Raw genomic sequence first — 18,434 nt, 5'->3', positions numbered from 1 at the left:
ACACTGCCTATGCCTTTACGGTAAGGGCGATCGATGCCGCAGGCAACGAGTCGGCGAACAGCAATACGGCGAACGTGACCACTACAGGTGATGTGACACCTCCCAGCGCACCGACGGGACTGGCCGCGAGCGGTACGACCTCTACCACGACGACCCTTAATTGGAACGCGTCTACGGACAACGTAGCGGTGACTGGCTACAGGATATTTCAGGGCGGGACCCAGATCGGCACGACCGGTGGGGCGACGACCTTCAACGTAACGGGACTGACGCCGAACACTGCCTATGCCTTTACGGTAAGGGCGATCGATGCCGCAGGCAACGAGTCGGCAAACAGCAATACGGCGAATGTGATAACTACAGCTGCGCCCACAGTGGCCTTTTCCACAGCTAGCGCATCAAGTCCTGAGAACACGGGGGGAAGTATTCCAACTTTAGTTGTGAATGGAACCGTTGTAGCTCCTACCACAGTAACATTGACTACTGGAGGTACTGCAACTGGCGGTGGCGTAGACTATACCCTTTCCAGCACCACTATAAATATACCTGTAGGGGTTTACTCGAACGGAACTATCAATCTTGGGCTTTCAATTACTGGGGATGTGGTAGTAGAAAATGACGAAACTGTGATACTGACTCTTTCCGGCTCTACAGGCGATGCCAGTCTTGTAGCGCCACTGTCAACTACGTACACAATTTTAAATGACGATAATTATATAGCCACCATTTCAGCTTCTGACGCCATAGCTACGGAAGCCGGACTCACAACAGGTACTTTTCTGGTAAGCCTAAATACTACAAATGTCAGTGGGGGGGCCATAGCTGTAAATTATTCCGTTAGCGGGAGTGCTGTTGCCGGGACAGATTATAATACACTGTCCGGTACCGTTTCTATACCAAACGGATCTCAAACCAATACCATTACGGTGACACCTATAGACGATACCTTGGTGGAGGGAAGTGAATCGGTAACCTTGAACATAATTGCCGGAACTGGATATACCATAGGAGCTTCTTCCAATGCCACGGTTAATATTTCAGATAACGACACGGCGAGTATTACAATTAATTCAGCGACAGTTACCGTAAATGAAGCAGCTGGATCTGTTGCCTTTACAGTGACCCTGACCGGGACAGTTCCTGACGGATTTACAGTGGACTATGCAACTTCCAATGAAACTGCCACTGCCGGGTCGGATTATACGGCTACCAATGGCATTTTAAATTTTACGGGAACCAACGGACAAACACGAACGATTACAGTTCCTATATTGAATGATATTTTTGTTGAGCCCAGTGAAACCTTTATTGTTACCTTGAGTAATGTAAATAGTACAGGAATAGTTAATATCACAAATGCGATCGGAAGGGCCAGTATAGTAGATAATGATTCGGCCAACATAACCATTGGTGATGTAACCGTTAATGAAAATGGGGGTCCGGCAAATTTCACAGTGACCCTTACCGGGAATGCAGTTGGAAGTTTTACCGTGGATTATGCAACCTCGAATGGTACTGCCGTGGCTGGCCAAGATTATACGGCCACAAGCGGAACCCTTACTTTTGCGGGTACGGGCGGCGAATTTAAAAATATTGCAGTGCCCATTACCAATGATACCACTGTAGAGCAGAATGAAGATTTCACAGTGATATTGAGCAATGTAAGTAATATATTAGTTTCATTGGGAGATGATACAGGTGTTGGAACCATTGTGGATGATGAGGTCTGTCCGGCCGGAAACACGGCCCCGGATCTTGATCCCACGGTCGATACCATCTTCTGTGATTCTATAAGTCAAGATTTGAACGAGTATGTAAGCACTATCCCTTCTGGACTATCCCTAGTCTGGAGCAGGGTGTCCGATCCCTTTAACGTGGCCGGTAGGATTTCAAACACAGTGGTTACCACTGCCGCAACTTATTTCGGATTTTTCTATGATGCCACAAATGATTGCTATAGTCCAGCTGCCCGATTGGAGTTGGAACTTAATTTTTCACCTGATATCTCCGTTGTGGATCCCGATCCAATATGTGGGGGAGGTACTGTTGAACTTGACGTAACCGTAAGTGAGGAGGCGACCATCAGGTGGTACGACTCAGAAACCAGCACGATTATCTTGGCAGAAGGGGCTACCTACACACCTAATGTGAACGTAACCACGGTCTTTTATGTGGAGGCCACTGCCAATGACTGTACCTCTGCAAGAGTACCGGTGACGGTCACTGTTTTTGACCAGCCAAGTGCAGGCACACCTACAGATATAGGATCGTGTAGTGATCCCGCGGGAGGGCCAACTACTCTAGATTTGGACGATACCCTTTCTGGGGCAGACGCTGGAACATGGGCTATTACCACTGACCCTTCGGGCGGTACTTTGGTAATTGGGGCCAATAATATTGTGGATTTTGAAGGTTTGGCCGATGGGGATTATGTATTCACCTATACCACTACTGGTGCACAGGCACCATGTACTAATGATTCCGTTTCAGTTACCGTTAGTGTTATTCCATGTACGGTAGATTCTGATAACGATGGCTTATTGGATGGTGAGGAGATCACACTGGGCACAGACCCCAATAATCCAGATACGGATGGGGATGGAATAAATGACGCGGTGGAAGTAGGAGATGATGTTGACAATCCCTTGGATGAAGATGGGGACGGAATAATTGATGCTTTAGATTCCAATACCTTGGATTCCGACAATGATGGGGTGGTGGATCAATTGGATCCTGCCAATGATGATGCCTGTATCCCAAATATATCTGCGGCATGTACAGTAGACCTTGAACTTATCAAGGAGGTGGACAATGCCAATCCCACTGTAGGGCGACAAATAACCTTTACCGTCACCCTGACCAACCTTAGCCAGATCACTGTGGCCGATGTGGTCATCAATGAACTCATAGACGTTAATTTGGGCTTTCAATATGTCTCACACGTGGCTTCCAGTGGAATCTATGATGAAATTGCCGGTAGGTGGCAACTGATGTCCATAGCCCCTGAAGAGGTTAGCACCTTGACCATTACCGTTACTGTGCCACAACAGGGAACCTATCAAAATATAGCCTCCTTGGTGAGTTCTTCCCCAACAGATGGCAATACAATTAATAATGTGGGAACGGTCTCAGTTGTGGTTGCCCCTCGCTCAAGTGATGAACCTGGCTTTATCTTTAACCAGTTTTCACCTAATGGAGATGGGGTCAATGACATATTGATTATCAATGATATTCAAGATTCTCAATATCAAAACAATACCCTTGAAATATATGATCGTTATGGCAACCAAGTTTTTTCCGTGACCGGATACGACAATACGTGGAGAGGTGAGGGCGATAATGGGGAATTGCCAAAAGGGACCTATTTTTATGTATTGGACCTCGGTGATGGTTCAGAAGTAAGAAAAGGATGGATCCAAATTATAAGATAATAAGGAATATGGTTTACAGCACACTCAAAATGGGGGACAGAAATATTTTAGTTTTTTGCATACTATCATTAATGGTGACCTTTACGGTTGTCGGGCAAAAAGAGCCACAATACACCCAATACATGTACAATATTGGTAGTTTCAACCCCGCCTATGTGGGAACGGTTGAAAAGGCGGAAATAGCAGGATTATACAGGGCACAGTGGATAGATATTGAAGGCGCTCCCCGAACCATGCGTTTTGGAGTAAACATTCCTATGGCCAATGAAAAAACTGGTTTAGGATTTAATGTTATAAACGACCAATTGGGGCCATCAACACAAACCTTTGTGGATATTGCATATTCCTATCAGGTACAGTTTTCGGATGATACCAAATTGTCCTTTGGACTGGATGCCGGTGGGTCTTTTTTAAATGTGGATTTTTCAAAGGGGGATTTTGAGAATCCCAATGAGCCCTTATTGAATGAATCTACCATTAACAATTTTTACCCCACTATTGGGGCAGGAGCTTTTTTATATAACGAGAATTGGTATACAGGGATCTCCGTGCCCAATTTCTTGACGAGTGGGATCTACAACGAGGAAGTTGCTACGGTCGTGGATGATAAGATACAATTCAATTTTATTGGAGGTTATGTGTTCGACTTCTCGGAGGGGCTAAAATTTAAACCCGCCTTTTTAGTGAATTACCTAAAGGGAGCCCCGGTGAATATCAATGTGTCCACAAACTTCCTTATCAGTGATGTGTTTACTGTAGGAGCATCTTATAGGGTGGATAATGCTATAAGTGGTCTGGCAGGATTTCAGGTATCCAGTGGCACCTTTATTGGATATTCCTATGATTATAATACCAATGGCCTGGGCGAATACAACAGCGGGTCACATGAAGTAATCCTTAAGTTTTATTTAGGTAAGGGAGATGGCAATAAAAAGGATAGAAATAAAAACGCCAAGGGCAAAACAAAACAAATAGATACCCCAAGATTCTTTTAAAAAGTAACAAAACATGAAATTAAGAGCACTTTTAGTTTTCTTATTATTGGCAACAATAACTACGGCACAAAATAAAAAATCAAAGGGAGATGATTTGTTTTTTAGTTACTCCTATAAAGCGGCTATAAAAGAGTATCAGGTAGAAATGCGCAAAAATAAGCTGAGCCAGCAACAATATTTAAACTTGGCCGATGCTTATTTTAAGACTGGGGATTATAAAAAATCCGGGGATATTTACATGGACATATTTAAAAAGGACACCACCATGTCCAATGCCTATTTCAATAGGATGCTTCAATCTATGTCCAAGGTAGAAGGTAATGTTAGGGTAGGTGCCTTTTTGGAGACAAGAAAAAAATCGTTCCCTAAAGAAGTTCTGGAAAATTATGAGTTCAATAGTGAACTATTAAAAGGACAATCGGTAAGTGATATAGAAGTGATTAACCTTCGGACAAACAGCCCTCAGGCGGATTTCTCCCCCTCCTTTTATGAGGATCGTTTATTGTTCACCAGTGCCAGAAATGAGAATATAAAGGAAAAATACGCGCCTTCTGGGGAGTCATATATGGATATCATGATCGGCAGGATAGAACAGGATGGCAATGTTTTGGTTTCAAATTCATTTGACAAAATTCCGGAATCTGTTTTTCATGAGGCCACACCTTATTATTCCAAGGAACTTAAGAGTACATTTTATATCCTTTCCAATGCTAACGGGGATGAGCTCTCATTTGACGAAAATGGTAAAAATGCCCTTTCTATGGGTATGGTAGATCAAAATGGAACCTTTAAATTTTTATTGAGAGATTTGAGTACATCCTTTTACTATCCGTTTTTTGAATACGCTACCGGCAAGCTGTTTTTTGCGGCGAACTTCCCGGAAGGGTACGGAGGAACAGATCTTTACTATGTGTATACCAATGACGGTCAGATCATGTCCTCCCCAATAAATTTGGGGCCTAGGATCAATACTGCAGGGAACGAAATTGCGCCATATATTTATGATAACAGCCTGTATTTTTCTTCCGATATTTTTTATGGCTTGGGAGGGATGGATGTTTATAAGTCGAACATGAATGCCGATGCAAATTTTAGTATTCCAGTGAACTTGGGAAGTGGGATCAATACTTCTTCCGACGATTTTGGTTTGATTATCAGAGAAGACGGATCCAATGGACTATTGGGGTACTTTGCTTCCAATCGGGCTGGTGGAAAAGGAAATGATGATATCTATGTGTTCAATTCAAAACAACCACTTGGACTGAAGACTTTTGCCATCAAAGGTAAGGTAGTTAACCTTTCAACCAATCAAGGTATTGAAAAGGCAAAGATACGCTTGCTGGACAAGGAAGGGGTAGTTATAAAGGAGCTGTATGCCAATGAAGAAGGTGATTATTCAGTTGAGGTGCCATTTCAAAATGTAATTACGGTAGAAGCAAGCAAGGATAGGCATTCAACCTATCTGGAAACCTATCAGGATGAAAAATTGGAAAGTTTACAAAAAAATGATTTCAACATCGGGGTGATGGCCATTGAGGATGTGGTAGAAGAGAAGGAAAATCAGACCGTTTTAAAACTGAGAAAGTTTTATTTTGGGAAGGGAAGAAGTACCATAACTCCTGAAATAGCTATGGAACTGGATAAGGTGGTAGATGCGGTGACCAAGTTCCCCAAGCTCCAATTGAGAATTGAAACACATACCGATAGCAGGGGAAGTAACAGTTATAATTTAAAATTATCCCAAGAACGTTCTGAAGCCATCAAGAAGTATTTGCTCCAAAACGGAGTCAAGGGCGATAATATTTTGTTCACCGTAGGATTTGGCGAGGAGAAAATCACCAATAACTGCACAAACGGAGTGTTCTGTTTGGATATGTTGCACCAACAGAATGAAAGGACGTTACTGGTTATCTTGAATTACAAGACTATCTTTTAGGAAGTTTTATTTCGCGAGATTGCAGGTTTCACAATCCTTAACCTTCCCATAATAGGTCTCGCGGTACTTGTGCAGGGTGCGCACTGGGATACCCAAAATGGCTTTTTTAATGTAGGTCACCTTGGTATAAAAGTTGCCCATTTTTTTGGTGTACCTTCTTTCGTTTCTTGTCTTTCTTATGACGCTAATCAATCTCATACTATCACACTTTAGGTTGTAAAGGTCTTAAATTGAAGGGACAATGGCAAGTTTTGACTGTTAAGTCTTTAATAAGGCGTAGATTTTATGTTACATTTTTCTATTAAAAGAAGATCATCCAACAGTAATAAATGGCAAAAAAACTGAGGAAAAGAATGCCCAAATAGGTGAGTATTCTTAAGCCTTTACCGGGTTGTGCCGATACCGGCAAATCTGTACTCATAACATTTTTTAGGTTCATATATCCAATGATGGGAGCTAGGACAAAAGAAACAAAGGTTGCCAAGGCCACCAATTTCCCCATATTGCCACCAAAAACGGTAATGACCACAAAGTTCACGATAGCCAGGAGAATAATTGCCACTGAAAATTGTAGTTTATTGGTTTTTGTTTTTGGGGACAGTAGGCCAATGATATCCAAACTTACCCGTGCCAGGGCATCATGAGCCGTCATACAGGTACTGAACATGGTAGCAAAGGCGGCGGTGGCTATAAAGGCATAGGTCCACTCCCCAATATGGGTGGTGAACATTTGTATCAATTGATCAGAAAAAGCAACAGCGTTGCCACTAATTACTGTATTGGTACCGTACAAGGTCATCCAGCCGATGACCATAAAGAAAATGGCCAGTAGGCCTGTCAGAAGATATCCCACATTAAATTCCTGTAGCGCTTCCCGTAAAGTTAATTTGGTATTGGTGATCTTAAATTTTTCTATGGTCCAAAGACTGATCCAGCTAGAAGCTTCAACGGCTGTTGGCATCCATCCCACCAGACCAATCAAGAATAATATGCCTACCTCGTTAAAGATGGGCATAGGTGTAAAATTGTCTGCAGTGGCCACATTGCCTTTAAATACGACTAAGGCCGTAGTAACAATTAGGGCTATAAAAAGAATGGAAACCACCAATTTTAGGGACGTTTCCAGAAACTTGTACTTGCCTATGATCAGTAGGGCACTAATAAAGACGAACAATCCAAGGGCAACCCCGCTTACCGAGGCATCATTTATTTTAAAGAGGTTTATGAATAGGCCCGAGGTAACCACATAGAGGGTAGCCAAAATGGTAAAGGTTGAAATGAGGGTGATAAAAGCATAGAACCACAGGTAGCCCTTTCCTCTGTTGAGATAACCTTCAATTAGGGTTTTATTGGTCACATTGGTATAGCGAACCCCAAATTCAAAGAAAGGATATTTAAGCACATTGGCCAGGATAATGGGGATGATCATGATCCAGCCATATTGGGCACCAGCTTTGGTAGACAATACTAAATGTGACGTTCCAATGGCCATACTGGCAAAAAGGAGACCAGGGCCTAGGTTTTTAAGGAGAATCTTTAAGTTGGACATTATTGGTAGGGTTGGCTAATGAGCCCTAATGTACTATTTTTTAAAGATTTTGAATGAAAAAAATTATGGGTAGGATAGATTATTTGATCTCGATTTTCTTACCGTAAAATTTTGGTTGGGTATTAAAGGTAAGGTCGATGAACACTTTTACCCTAGCCCCATATTCCCTGAGGCGCACTTTCAGGCCATCGCTTCCAGTAATATCCTTGGCGTTGAAACCGATGGCATGGAGTCCTTTTCTTTCGGCCAGAAATATGGCCCGTTCATTGTGGAATTTTTGGGAAATCACGGTAACGCTATCCAACCCAAATACATATTTGGCCCTTACCATGGAATCCAGGGTTCTAAACCCTGCATAATCCAGGAAGATCTTGTTCTCTGGTATTCCGGCCTTGATCAGATCTTTTTTTATGGTGTAGGGTTCATTGTAATATAGGGTGGCATTATCCCCGCTCACCAAGATATATTCAATTTTTCCCGCGTCATAGAGCCTAACAGTGGCAGATATACGATTGTGGTAATAGGGATTGGGTTTACCAGAGGTTAGTCGCTTAGACGTACCCAGTACCAAACCTACTTTGTTTTTGGGAATGTTATTTAGGGTATAAAATGTTTTTCCTGATGTAAGGAGTTGAATTGAAAAAGTACTGATGAACAACACCAAAATAATGGCGGTAGCTAAAAGTAGAAAAACACGGACAATTCTTTTTTTCATTCTTGATCAATTCCAAAATAAAGGTAAGGAAAGCAATTTGATCTTTCTAGATAGAAACAGGAGTTGGATTGAAAATAACGAAATAATGAACTACCTGCCAACTAAGATCTTACAAAAAGGCATTAAAAAACCCTGACCAGTTGGCCAGGGTTACCTTATAAATGGTAATTATTGAATATTCTTATTTTGCATTGGCACCAATATTTCCTTGGGCTATTACAATCTCTAAGTGATCACTGTTCTGGTGAATTTTAAGGTGACCGTCAAAATTGATCAATTCTTCATAGGTTACGGCTTGTCCATTGTCCCATTTAGATACTACGGTGATGCTTTCTTCACAATCACACTCAATAGGTGCTAGGGTAAGCGCAACTGGTCCACCTTCAGCAAGGCTATTGGAATAAATAAAGGCCGGGTGAATGTCTTTTGAAGAGTTATTGATCTGCAAGATAACTTCAGTTCTTCCGTCTTCATATTTTACAAAAGAAACGTTCCCAGAAATATTTGAATCTGCGACCGGACTCAATGCAAATACATTTTTGGCCAGGATAACTTCGGTGGCATCGTCTTTGCCACAACCAGAAATTAGTAAAGAAAAAATAGCGATTAGTAAAAAGTATTGTTTTTTCATGATCTAGGGTTTTATAGTTGTTCTCTGGTCAAAATTAAATCATAATAGGGTCCATATTACATCCACTACTCTCAACGGTCCAAATAATCGTTGTACTACCATCTTCTATACCTATTTAATCATATGAGTTAAAAAATGTTGCAAATTTTCTATTTCTCAGAGAGTTACATTGAAGCAAATGAGTCATAAATAGCTAGCGATAGGGTCAATAGCTTTGGAATGTAGCGTGAGGGGCGTATGAAAAGTTGATCGCCGTTTGTCGAAAATATTCTTCTAATTTGTAATTTTAACTTATATTTAAGTTTTTAAGAAAATTTTCGTTGTTAAAATATTTTGTTCCCTTTTTTATGTGCTTTGGAATAGCCTTTTCTCAATCCGTAAATTTTGACCAATTGGGCAAGGAGAAATTCTTAAGGTACAATGGAGGTATAGCCGCAAATGCGGTCTATTATGATGGTGCTGCCAATAGGCAAGCATTGACGTATTACCTAACAGGTAATTTAAATTTTAATATTGCAGGTTTGTATAATGTTCCTTTATCATTTACCTATTCCAATCAGGAGTTCGATTTTCCGAATCCCTTTAAATTTAATCGGTTTAGTTTTAATCCTTCCTATAAATGGGCAGCTGCCCATCTTGGGGATGTGAGTATGACCTTTTCTCCCTATACTTTAAGCGGACACCAATTTACGGGAGCAGGGGTAGATCTTACTCCGGAAGGTCCTTTTCAGATCAGTGCAATGTACGGACGGTTTCTCAGAGCCACGGAATATAATCCGGAAGCACCTCAAGGTCTTACGGCCTATCAACGTATGGGTTACGGTTTAAAAACGGCCTATGAGTTTGAGAAAGTAAAATTAGGACTCATTTTTTTTAAAGCTAAAGACGAAGAAACTTCCCTGGAGAATCCGATACCCGTTGAATTGGGATTAGCACCAAAAGAAAATGCCGTGCTTTCTTTTGAGTCTGAGTTCAAGGTTTTTGAAAAGGCCCAAATTCGGATAGAATACGCCATTTCAGGAGTAACGGAAGATAACAGATTAATCGAAGAAAGAACCGAAAAAGGGGTCTTGTCCTTTGTCCTAAATGAAAACATAAGCACCAATTACTACAATGCGTTAAACGCCTCCTTTAATTATCCCGCAGGGAATGGATCTTTGGGCGTGGGGTATGAGCGAATAGATCCGGATTATAAGACATTTGGGGCTTATTTTTTTAACAATGATCTCGAGAATATTACGGTCAATGCCAACCAGACCATCTTTGATGGAAAGGTTAATTTAAGTGTAAATGCGGGGGTGCAACAAGATAATTTGGACAATGCCAAATCCTCGGACCAACAGCGGATCGTGACCGCCATTAATGTAAATTATACAGCTTCAGATCGCTTGGGTTTGATCGGGTCTTATTCCAATTTCCAGTCGTACACCAACATTCGCGACCAATTTGATTATATCAATCAAGTGGGTCAGTTTGACAATGTGGACACGCTCAACTATCGACAAATTTCCCAGAATGCCAATTTGGGCATCAATTACATCCTAAAGCAGACGGAAACAAAACAACATACTACCAATTTAAACTTGGTCTATCAGAATTCCAACAACCAACAAGAAGGGGAGACCATTGAAGGTGGATTTTCAACCTTTTATAATGGTACGGCGGCCTATACCTTGGGCTATCCCAAAGAGGCGCTTAGTATTTCTCTAGCGGCAAACACCTCCTATAATACCATAGGGGAAGATGAAAACCTTACGGTTGGACCAACGCTGGCTGTTGGGAAACAGTTTTTTGAAAAGAAATTACGCACCAACTTCTCCAGTTCCTATAACACTTCTTTTAATAACGGAGAGCAACAGGGGAGTGTTTATAATTTCAGATTGGGTAGTAATTACTTGTGGCTGCAAAAACATAATTTGAGTCTTAATGTACTTACGCTATTTAGAAACGCAACCACGGCAAATACCACCGATGTCACTATCACTTTTGGGTATAGCTATGCCTTCGATAATTTTAAACTCAACCTTGATCTTCGCGGCCGCAATGCCAATGCAAATGAGAACACCATCAGTTTTAGGTATAGAAATGTGGTCTATAGCGGTACTATTCCCAATATCAACAATCAGCTGTCCACCGTTTTTGGAAGTAGTCAGTTTTCTTCTATTCCATTATTCAAAAAAGAAGAACTAGTGATGCTTTTGACTATTGTGAAAAAACAAGAAAAGGAAGAAGACTACAAGGAAAATGCGCTTATTTTTTTGGAAGCCTTATATGAGTATGGAGATTTTCAAGCGGTTTATAACGAAGCGCTTTTCAGTGCTATTCAAAAAATAAAACGCGATATGCGGAAAATAGATGTCGTTTTAGAGCAACTATTTGTAGACCAGAAATTAAAAGTCGACCAGCATCCGATGCACAATAAAGAGATTTTTATTTCGGAAGATCAGGAGTTGGAAAATGCCTATAAAAGTCTATTGAAGGATCAGCAAATCCGATTGGAGAAATTGGTGGGACACCGATGGATGCAACAGCAGTTTTCGGAATTTGTGGGCATGGAGGTTGTAACTCAACCGATAGGGGATCTAAAGGAATTCAAAGAGACTATGGCCTCCAGGGCGTTCAAGGATTTTGATGTCAATTCGGATATGGAACGCTTGGAAGAGCTCTTAGAAAATGAAATCATAGATTTTTATTATAAAAAGTCGCTCAATACGGTAAATCCAGAGACTTTTGAATTGAAATACATTAATAAAAATTAGCGGATGAAGAGACTATTACACTGTCTTATAGGATTATATTCATTCATCTTTAGGAAGGTTTTTCAACTTCCCTGGGGAAGGATACACTTGTTCCGTTTTTTCGCTTTATGGGTTTTATTGGCGCTAGGAAATTACTCTTTAGTGTCGGCCCAATCCTTTCCCGTACAGGTAATTCCACAAGCCATTCCCCCTGTACCTATTTATTTCAGCAGTTATTCAGATGCCAGCACTAGTAGTAGTCCGTTGCGGGTCCAGGTCGTGCTCAATGATTTTACCATAACCAATAGGGAGGTTAGGCTAAAGGCTTACTTCCAGGGCAATGGGATTTCTTTTCAGAGTAATGATATTGTAGTTGGGGCGCCAACACTCTTTTTGGAAGGCGGGATCCCCCTGACCCTTACCAATGTGGAATTGGCGCCTTATTTTAGGTTTGAAAATATTACGGGCATCTCACCCAATTTCTATGGGCGGGCCATACCGGAAGGGGCTTATCAGTTTTGTTTTGAAATAATAGATGTCTTGTCCGGTAACCGCTTGTCACAAAAAAGCTGTGCCACGACCATCATCTTCCAGAACGAACCCCCGTTTTTGGTATCCCCCTATAACAAAACCAATATAGTGGAGCGCAATCCACAGAATATAGTTTTCCAGTGGACTCCTAGGCAGCTTAATGTGAGCAATGTGGAGTATGAACTAAGCATTGTGGAGATTTGGGACACCTATGTGGATCCACAAGCCGCCTTTTTAAGTTCGCCCCCAATTTTTCAGACGACTACTACGGCCACCACCTATGTGTATGGCCCGTCTGATCCGCTATTTCTATCCAATAAAAATTATGCCTGGCGGGTACAGGCCAAGGCGAGGCAAGGAACGGAAGAAATAGGACTCTTTAAAAATCAGGGATATAGTGAAATATATTCTTTCAGCTATGCTGGAGTATGTAGCTTACCGAGTGCTATAAACCACGAGGTTAAAGGCAGCACCAATGCCAATATTTTTTGGGACGATTTTTCTACGGATGTTCCGGAGTATACGGTGCGCTACCGTAAAAAAGGCAATGACAATGAGTGGTTTTTTAATAAGACCACTTCCAATACTACTACGCTGTGGGACTTAAAAGCAGGGACGGTTTACGAATACCAGGTACAGAAAAAATGTGTGGTCACCCAAAGCGATTGGGGTACGGTAAGACAGTTTACCACCTTTATCGCCGATGATGAGGCCAGTGTGTATGAGTGTGGTATTACGCCCGACTTCAGTTTAGATAATACCGAACCCTTGCCCAGCATATCCGTGGGCGAACAGTTTACCGCAGGAGATTTTCCCATTAAAATATTGGAGGTAAGTGGCAGCAATGGCAGGTTTACCGGAAAGGGATATGTCACCATCCCTTATTTGAACAGTATTAGGGTAGGGGTAGAATTTACCAATGTGCTGATCAATACCGACAAGCAAATGGCCGAAGGTACGGTCATCACCATATACGACCCAACCTTAGCCAATATAGTGGATGTTGATGCGGCTATTGATACGGTTACGGATGCAGTTGAAGCGATAGGAGAACCTTTTGAAGGCAATAATGATTTGGATGAAATTCGGATCAATTGGGTATTGGATCCAGAGAATGATATTAAGATTGAAGATGGTATTCTAATCATCACAAACCCTCAGAATGGAGCAACAGAAACCAGTCCCTTAGGTGACGATAAGGTTATTATAGATGGTGAAGGCAATGTATATCATGTCGATGCTGGAGGTAATATTACCGAAGGTGGTAAGATAGACCCAGCTGGTTCCGTATCTACTGGGAATGTAACCGGTGTTTCTCAAGATGGAGAGTTAAAAGCCCTAACGGCAAAAGGGATAATAGTCACTTTTGAGGATAATGGGAAGTATGGTTATGACCAAATGCCAGAAACCAATAGTGAGAAACTTAAAAAAGAATATGTAACAATTCCCGATGCAGATGGCAATCCATACACTCTGGTACATCAGGCAGTGGCTAAAGGCGATGTTATAAAGGTAAGAGCGAAGGTTGAGTTTACTAATTCAGACTACACGATAAAAGACCTCATATTTAAAACGAAGTCGGGAGAATTGATTCCATGGGAGGAAATAAATGGTGACCCTGTGTTTACGCTAACAGGGAGATATACCTTAGAAAATGAAACCATTTATGCTGTGGTGCCTTCCAAAACAGAAGAAGAACAGCAACTAACAGCAGGTGCTTTTACGCTTTGGCATTTAACAGATAGACAGGTAGATGTAGTTTTGGTCGCTGTGGATGGAGTGTCTATACCACAAACTACTGTAGACGCCGTAAAAGACATCTTTAAGAAAGGGGTAGCAACCCTAAATTTAAGTACCCAATCAGCTTCACTTAGTAAAAATTTATTGGGAGGGGATAATGAATTGGAAATTGGTGATAGTCCTTGGTTGTCCAGTTACAATGCTGAGCAAAAAGCGGTGATTGAAGACCTAAAATCAAAGATAGTTTACAATTCTAATGCTTACTATCTATTTGTATTTGATTCGATAGTAAAAACCACTAAATCCATTGGCGGGTTTATGCCTTTACAAAGGCAATTTGGTTTTGTGTTCAATGGAGATCTTACAGCTGCTGAAGAAGGGAAAGATGATTTGGCCATCACAATAGCCCATGAGTTGGGTCATGGTGTATTTGCCTTACAGCATCCATTTACAGATTACGGTTCTGCACAAGGAGCAACCGATTGGTTGATGGACTATAAAGATGATGCTAGTCTGCTGCCCCATATGCATTGGGCACAAATGCATAACCCTGCCTTAAAATTTTATGTTTTCCAGGATGAGGAGGATGGGGAGATTGCTGGAAGAATTTGGTTTACGCCTGATTGGAGGCCGTTTAAAATTGAAAAGTCTAGTATAATAAGGTCAAAAATAGAATCGGATAGAGTAAAAGGAACAATTCCTGGATTTAGGTTGAATAACGGAGTTGGCTATGACGCTAGATTCAAGGCAGATGGTAGTTTTGATGGTTATTATACAGAGGGTAAAGGCAACCCTTATGTTCTAAAGTTAATTCCGGACATAGGAAATAACTCTAGTGTTTATTTATTTGAATCTGTGCCTGATGACTGTGCAAAAACTTATTTGACTAATTATGGGTATGTAAACAGTAGTAAAGGCAATCTAAATTTCTCAAGTACTAATTCTAATTTACTCCCTGTTGATATTACAACCAATTGTGCAACTGATTTGTGTGATTTGGGCCAAGAATATTTTAATTCTTACAAAGACTTACCAACCGTTGAAGGCTCGGAAGAAGACTTTTTAAGAGAAGTTTCGAAATTGATATGTGCGGAACAATCGTCTGAAATAGTTGATTCGTACAAGAGACTATATGAGGAATGGGATAATACTCCAAAAACTATTGATGGTAATAGAAAACTAGAATTTTCTTGGAAAAAGTATTATCAAGCTCTAGCTCTCTTAACTGAATGGAGAGAAAACGGAATATCCAACATACTAGATAATGAGAACCTTGATAAAGAGGAACTAAGAGATAAATTATTTGAAATAGCACTTAAAGTTAATACCGATGTATTGGCATTAATTTCCTTAGAGCAAAAGGTGGAAATGCTTTCAATTATGCTAGATGGAAGGCTTTTCAATATTTTATCGATGAATCACGACGCTCTAGTTGCAAAGGTGGTAGCCTCTGTTACCGATGATGAAGCGAAAAGATTTTTGGATGAATTGATTTCTCCAACACATTTAAATAGCGAGGACGAACCTTTAATATATGTATTAAAGGAAAAGTTGAGCGATTTAATAAATGGAGAATATCCACACACTAAATTTTTCCGTGAAATAAAAAGACTTAGTGATGCAAGGGTTAATCTAGCAGACCTAAACATACCGCAAGAACTCTATTTAAGTTGGGATGTACAACAGCAAAATTATTTACTCGTTTCTTACGTCAAAAATAAAAACGACTTCGAATTTATTTATGATGAAGACACACATACAGTTAGCATTAGTACTTGTATCTCCTGCTGTTCTAAAGGAAGAAAGAATTGTTCTACAAAAACAGACTATTTGCTTCCTAAAGGCTCTTCTCCTTTTGAGTTAGTAGGCCTTACAGTTCTTAACGATGTTTCACCATTTGGGGCTGGTTGTGTGGATGGACAATCTTTGTCTGCTAACGAATATTGTGGTTCTATACAAATAGTGCCGGCACTATTTCTTGATTACTTAAAGGAGAATGAAGGAAATCAACGCATTAAAAATTTTGGTTGGAATGCCTTTAATATAATAATTACAGTAAGCACATTGGGGGAGGGTGCAGCAGCGATAACTGCAATCAGATCTGCAAAGGCCGGTCAAAAAGCGTACGAAGTATCAAAGAATTTATATACCCTATTAGATTTTTCTTACACGGTAACAGACTTAGGTTTGAAAGCAACAGAGGTGGATATTCCAGGGGCTTGGACTTGGGTTGGCTACGCATTTGCTGCAAAAGGCGGCTTTGATTTGATTAATAAAGGAGGAGCTAAAGGAATAGGTTATTTGCGCAAACTTCTAAATAATAGACAAACAGATGAGGTAATTGATATAATAAAAGAATTAGAGATTGCCAAAAATGGAACAGAATTGTCTTTGGAAGATGTTGAGGATTTCGTTAGAAGGGCTGAATTGGAAATTCGTAGCGGTAAAAACCCAAAAATAGTATCTGAATACGAGAAGGGTCTGGAATCGATCACGGGTAGCGCTTTGGAATGGAGTAAGACAATTGGAAAAAATATTGATGATTTATCCGAAGCCCCTAATGGGTATAGATTCTATTTTAAAAATGGGAAAAAGTGGATTAGTAGAAAATCAGTTGATAATTCAAATACTCCAAGATTAACAGTTAAAAATGGAGTTCTAATAAAATATTTCCATGAAGGTCAAGTAGCTTATAAATCTGGATGGTCCAAATCAAAAGTAATGTCCTATTCCAAAGCTTCTCGACCTAGCCCCGAAACTTATCTTGAAGCTAATTATATTACTACACATCTGGCAAAATTTAATGATGGAGCTTCTTATCTTGTGCCTAAAAGGTCTTTGGACTTGTATGGACGAAATCCTGTAGGAAGACATGACGGCCAATTTGTAATGTCAAATAAGGAAATGGATAATCTTTTAAACGAGGCTGATGGTGATTTGTCAGTTGTAGAAAATGAATTAGGTATTCCTAGTGGGTCATGGACAGGTGAGGAATTAGTAAGAATTGACATTCCCAATACAGTCTCACAAAATCGAAGAATACCTCAAGGAACAGAAAAAGGAGCTAACGATTTATGGATCCCAGGTGGGATTTTGCCGAATGGGTACTCTGAAATAGTAATAGATGCTGTGCCAGCAGGCAGTTATATCGAATCTTTAACAAATTTGAAATGAAAAAAAAAATAGAAAAAAATTGGGAGTACACGCTATATGAAAATGACGGCGCATTTATACTATCCGTTATATGCGGTAGTGTTGCTCTATATACAATAAATGTAGAGCTAAATGAATTGGAAAAAAATACTTTTTTTGAATTAGGAAACTCCTTTATAGAAGATTTTGCTGAGAAAATAAGACAGAATCCTAGTTTTTTTAAAAATAGGCATAGGGACTTGCCAAGTTTGCAGTAAAGAATATCTACTAGTTTGAATATACGAAACAATTATAAGATAAGATTATGCAATCCGTAAGACACATATTTAATTTATTATTTGGATTTACATTCTGCATTCTTCTCGTATTTGTAGTTAGCCCAACCTTATTTAAAAAAACTAAAGACACGAAAAGCAATATTCCAATTACTAAACAACTAGAATATTTCTCCTTGGACTATGTGTTTGATGGTAAAAAATATATACAACTTAATCTGGGATCGAATGTAGTGGACACATTAACGCGAAACTTTTACATCCCAGATGGAGAACATAAAAGAATTTTAAAATTTTTAAGGACAAATAATATCATAATAAATGGAGATTTAGATCAGATATTGCCGCTCTCCCTTTCTAAAAATCAGCTCACCGCTTTTAATGATATTCGAATAAAGAATAATCAAAGGAGAATTGAAATATTAGTTATAGATGGTTACTATTTAATTGGTACTAAACCATCTTTATTTGTTACAGGAGTTTATTATTTCTTAGGAGGTATTTTTATGCTTCTAGGTCTTGCAGGATTTTTATTGTTAGTTTTTGGGTTAATTAACTATTTCAAAACTGGAGAACTTCCAAATTTGCCAAATAAATTTGAAGGTATAATATATGTGTTAAGTGGTTTTAAGAGTAAAAAAAATTAAAAATATAACGAAAAACCCCCTGCTAGCGCGAGCGTCACGCTCGTGCCATCAACAGTGAGAATTGAAATAATTAAAAAATAAGATGAGTAGAAA

At 40.0% G+C, this 18,434-nt stretch carries 11 protein-coding genes; 7 read left to right on the top strand and 4 right to left on the bottom strand.

What is annotated here, in order from left to right; translation table 11 throughout:
• The 3 genes from ABXZ32_RS11890 to ABXZ32_RS11880 form a co-directional block, all read left to right on the top strand.
• The coding region (locus tag ABXZ32_RS11890; RefSeq protein ID WP_354618894.1) for a Calx-beta domain-containing protein at positions 1-3,431 on the top strand (3,431 nt) is incomplete at its 5' end.
• An 8-nt stretch (positions 3,432-3,439) separates the two neighbouring features.
• Complete coding sequence (locus ABXZ32_RS11885) at positions 3,440-4,426, top strand: PorP/SprF family type IX secretion system membrane protein (protein WP_354618893.1); 987 nt, start codon at positions 3,440-3,442, stop codon at positions 4,424-4,426.
• 13 nt (positions 4,427-4,439) lie between these two features.
• Positions 4,440-6,362: an OmpA family protein gene (locus ABXZ32_RS11880; protein ID WP_354618892.1), complete on the top strand. Its 1,923-nt coding sequence runs from the start codon at positions 4,440-4,442 to the stop codon at positions 6,360-6,362.
• Positions 6,363-6,368: 6 nt separating this feature from the next.
• On the opposite strand, the gene ABXZ32_RS11875 is transcribed toward ABXZ32_RS11880, so the two are convergent.
• From ABXZ32_RS11875 to ABXZ32_RS11860, 4 genes are all read right to left on the bottom strand, one after another.
• On the bottom strand, positions 6,369-6,560 hold the full coding sequence (locus tag ABXZ32_RS11875; RefSeq protein WP_354618891.1) for a hypothetical protein: 192 nt from the start codon (positions 6,558-6,560) through the stop codon (positions 6,369-6,371).
• A 103-nt stretch (positions 6,561-6,663) separates the two neighbouring features.
• Positions 6,664-7,911, bottom strand: a complete 1,248-nt coding sequence (locus tag ABXZ32_RS11870; protein WP_354618890.1) for an NRAMP family divalent metal transporter — start codon at positions 7,909-7,911, stop codon at positions 6,664-6,666.
• Between the two features lie 79 nt (positions 7,912-7,990).
• Complete coding sequence (locus ABXZ32_RS11865; RefSeq protein ID WP_354618889.1) at positions 7,991-8,626, bottom strand: SanA/YdcF family protein; 636 nt, start codon at positions 8,624-8,626, stop codon at positions 7,991-7,993.
• Positions 8,627-8,807: 181 nt separating this feature from the next.
• Positions 8,808-9,257: a hypothetical protein gene (locus ABXZ32_RS11860; protein WP_354618888.1), complete on the bottom strand. Its 450-nt coding sequence runs from the start codon at positions 9,255-9,257 to the stop codon at positions 8,808-8,810.
• 320 nt (positions 9,258-9,577) lie between these two features.
• Between ABXZ32_RS11860 and ABXZ32_RS11855 the strand changes: the two genes are divergently transcribed.
• From ABXZ32_RS11855 to ABXZ32_RS11840, 4 genes are read left to right on the top strand one after another with little or no spacing between them, the layout of a single operon-like run.
• Complete coding sequence (locus ABXZ32_RS11855; RefSeq protein ID WP_354618887.1) at positions 9,578-12,016, top strand: TonB-dependent receptor; 2,439 nt, start codon at positions 9,578-9,580, stop codon at positions 12,014-12,016.
• Between the two features lie 3 nt (positions 12,017-12,019).
• Positions 12,020-17,440, top strand: a complete 5,421-nt coding sequence (locus ABXZ32_RS11850) for a fibronectin type III domain-containing protein (protein ID WP_354618886.1) — start codon at positions 12,020-12,022, stop codon at positions 17,438-17,440.
• Positions 17,437-17,676, top strand: coding sequence for a hypothetical protein (locus tag ABXZ32_RS11845; RefSeq protein ID WP_354618885.1), 240 nt, complete (start codon positions 17,437-17,439; stop codon positions 17,674-17,676). The genes ABXZ32_RS11850 and ABXZ32_RS11845 overlap by 4 nt, the downstream gene beginning before the upstream one ends.
• A gap of 47 nt (positions 17,677-17,723) precedes the next feature.
• A complete protein-coding gene (locus ABXZ32_RS11840) occupies positions 17,724-18,341 on the top strand; it encodes a hypothetical protein (RefSeq protein WP_354618884.1) in 618 nt (205 codons plus the stop codon).
• The last annotated feature ends 93 nt before the right edge of the window (positions 18,342-18,434 follow it).

This window comes from Sediminicola luteus, assembly GCF_040566555.1.
Classification (GTDB): domain Bacteria; phylum Bacteroidota; class Bacteroidia; order Flavobacteriales; family Flavobacteriaceae; genus Sediminicola.
Note: the sequence above shows the minus strand (reverse complement) of the source record. Positions and strands in the feature narration are given on the sequence as shown.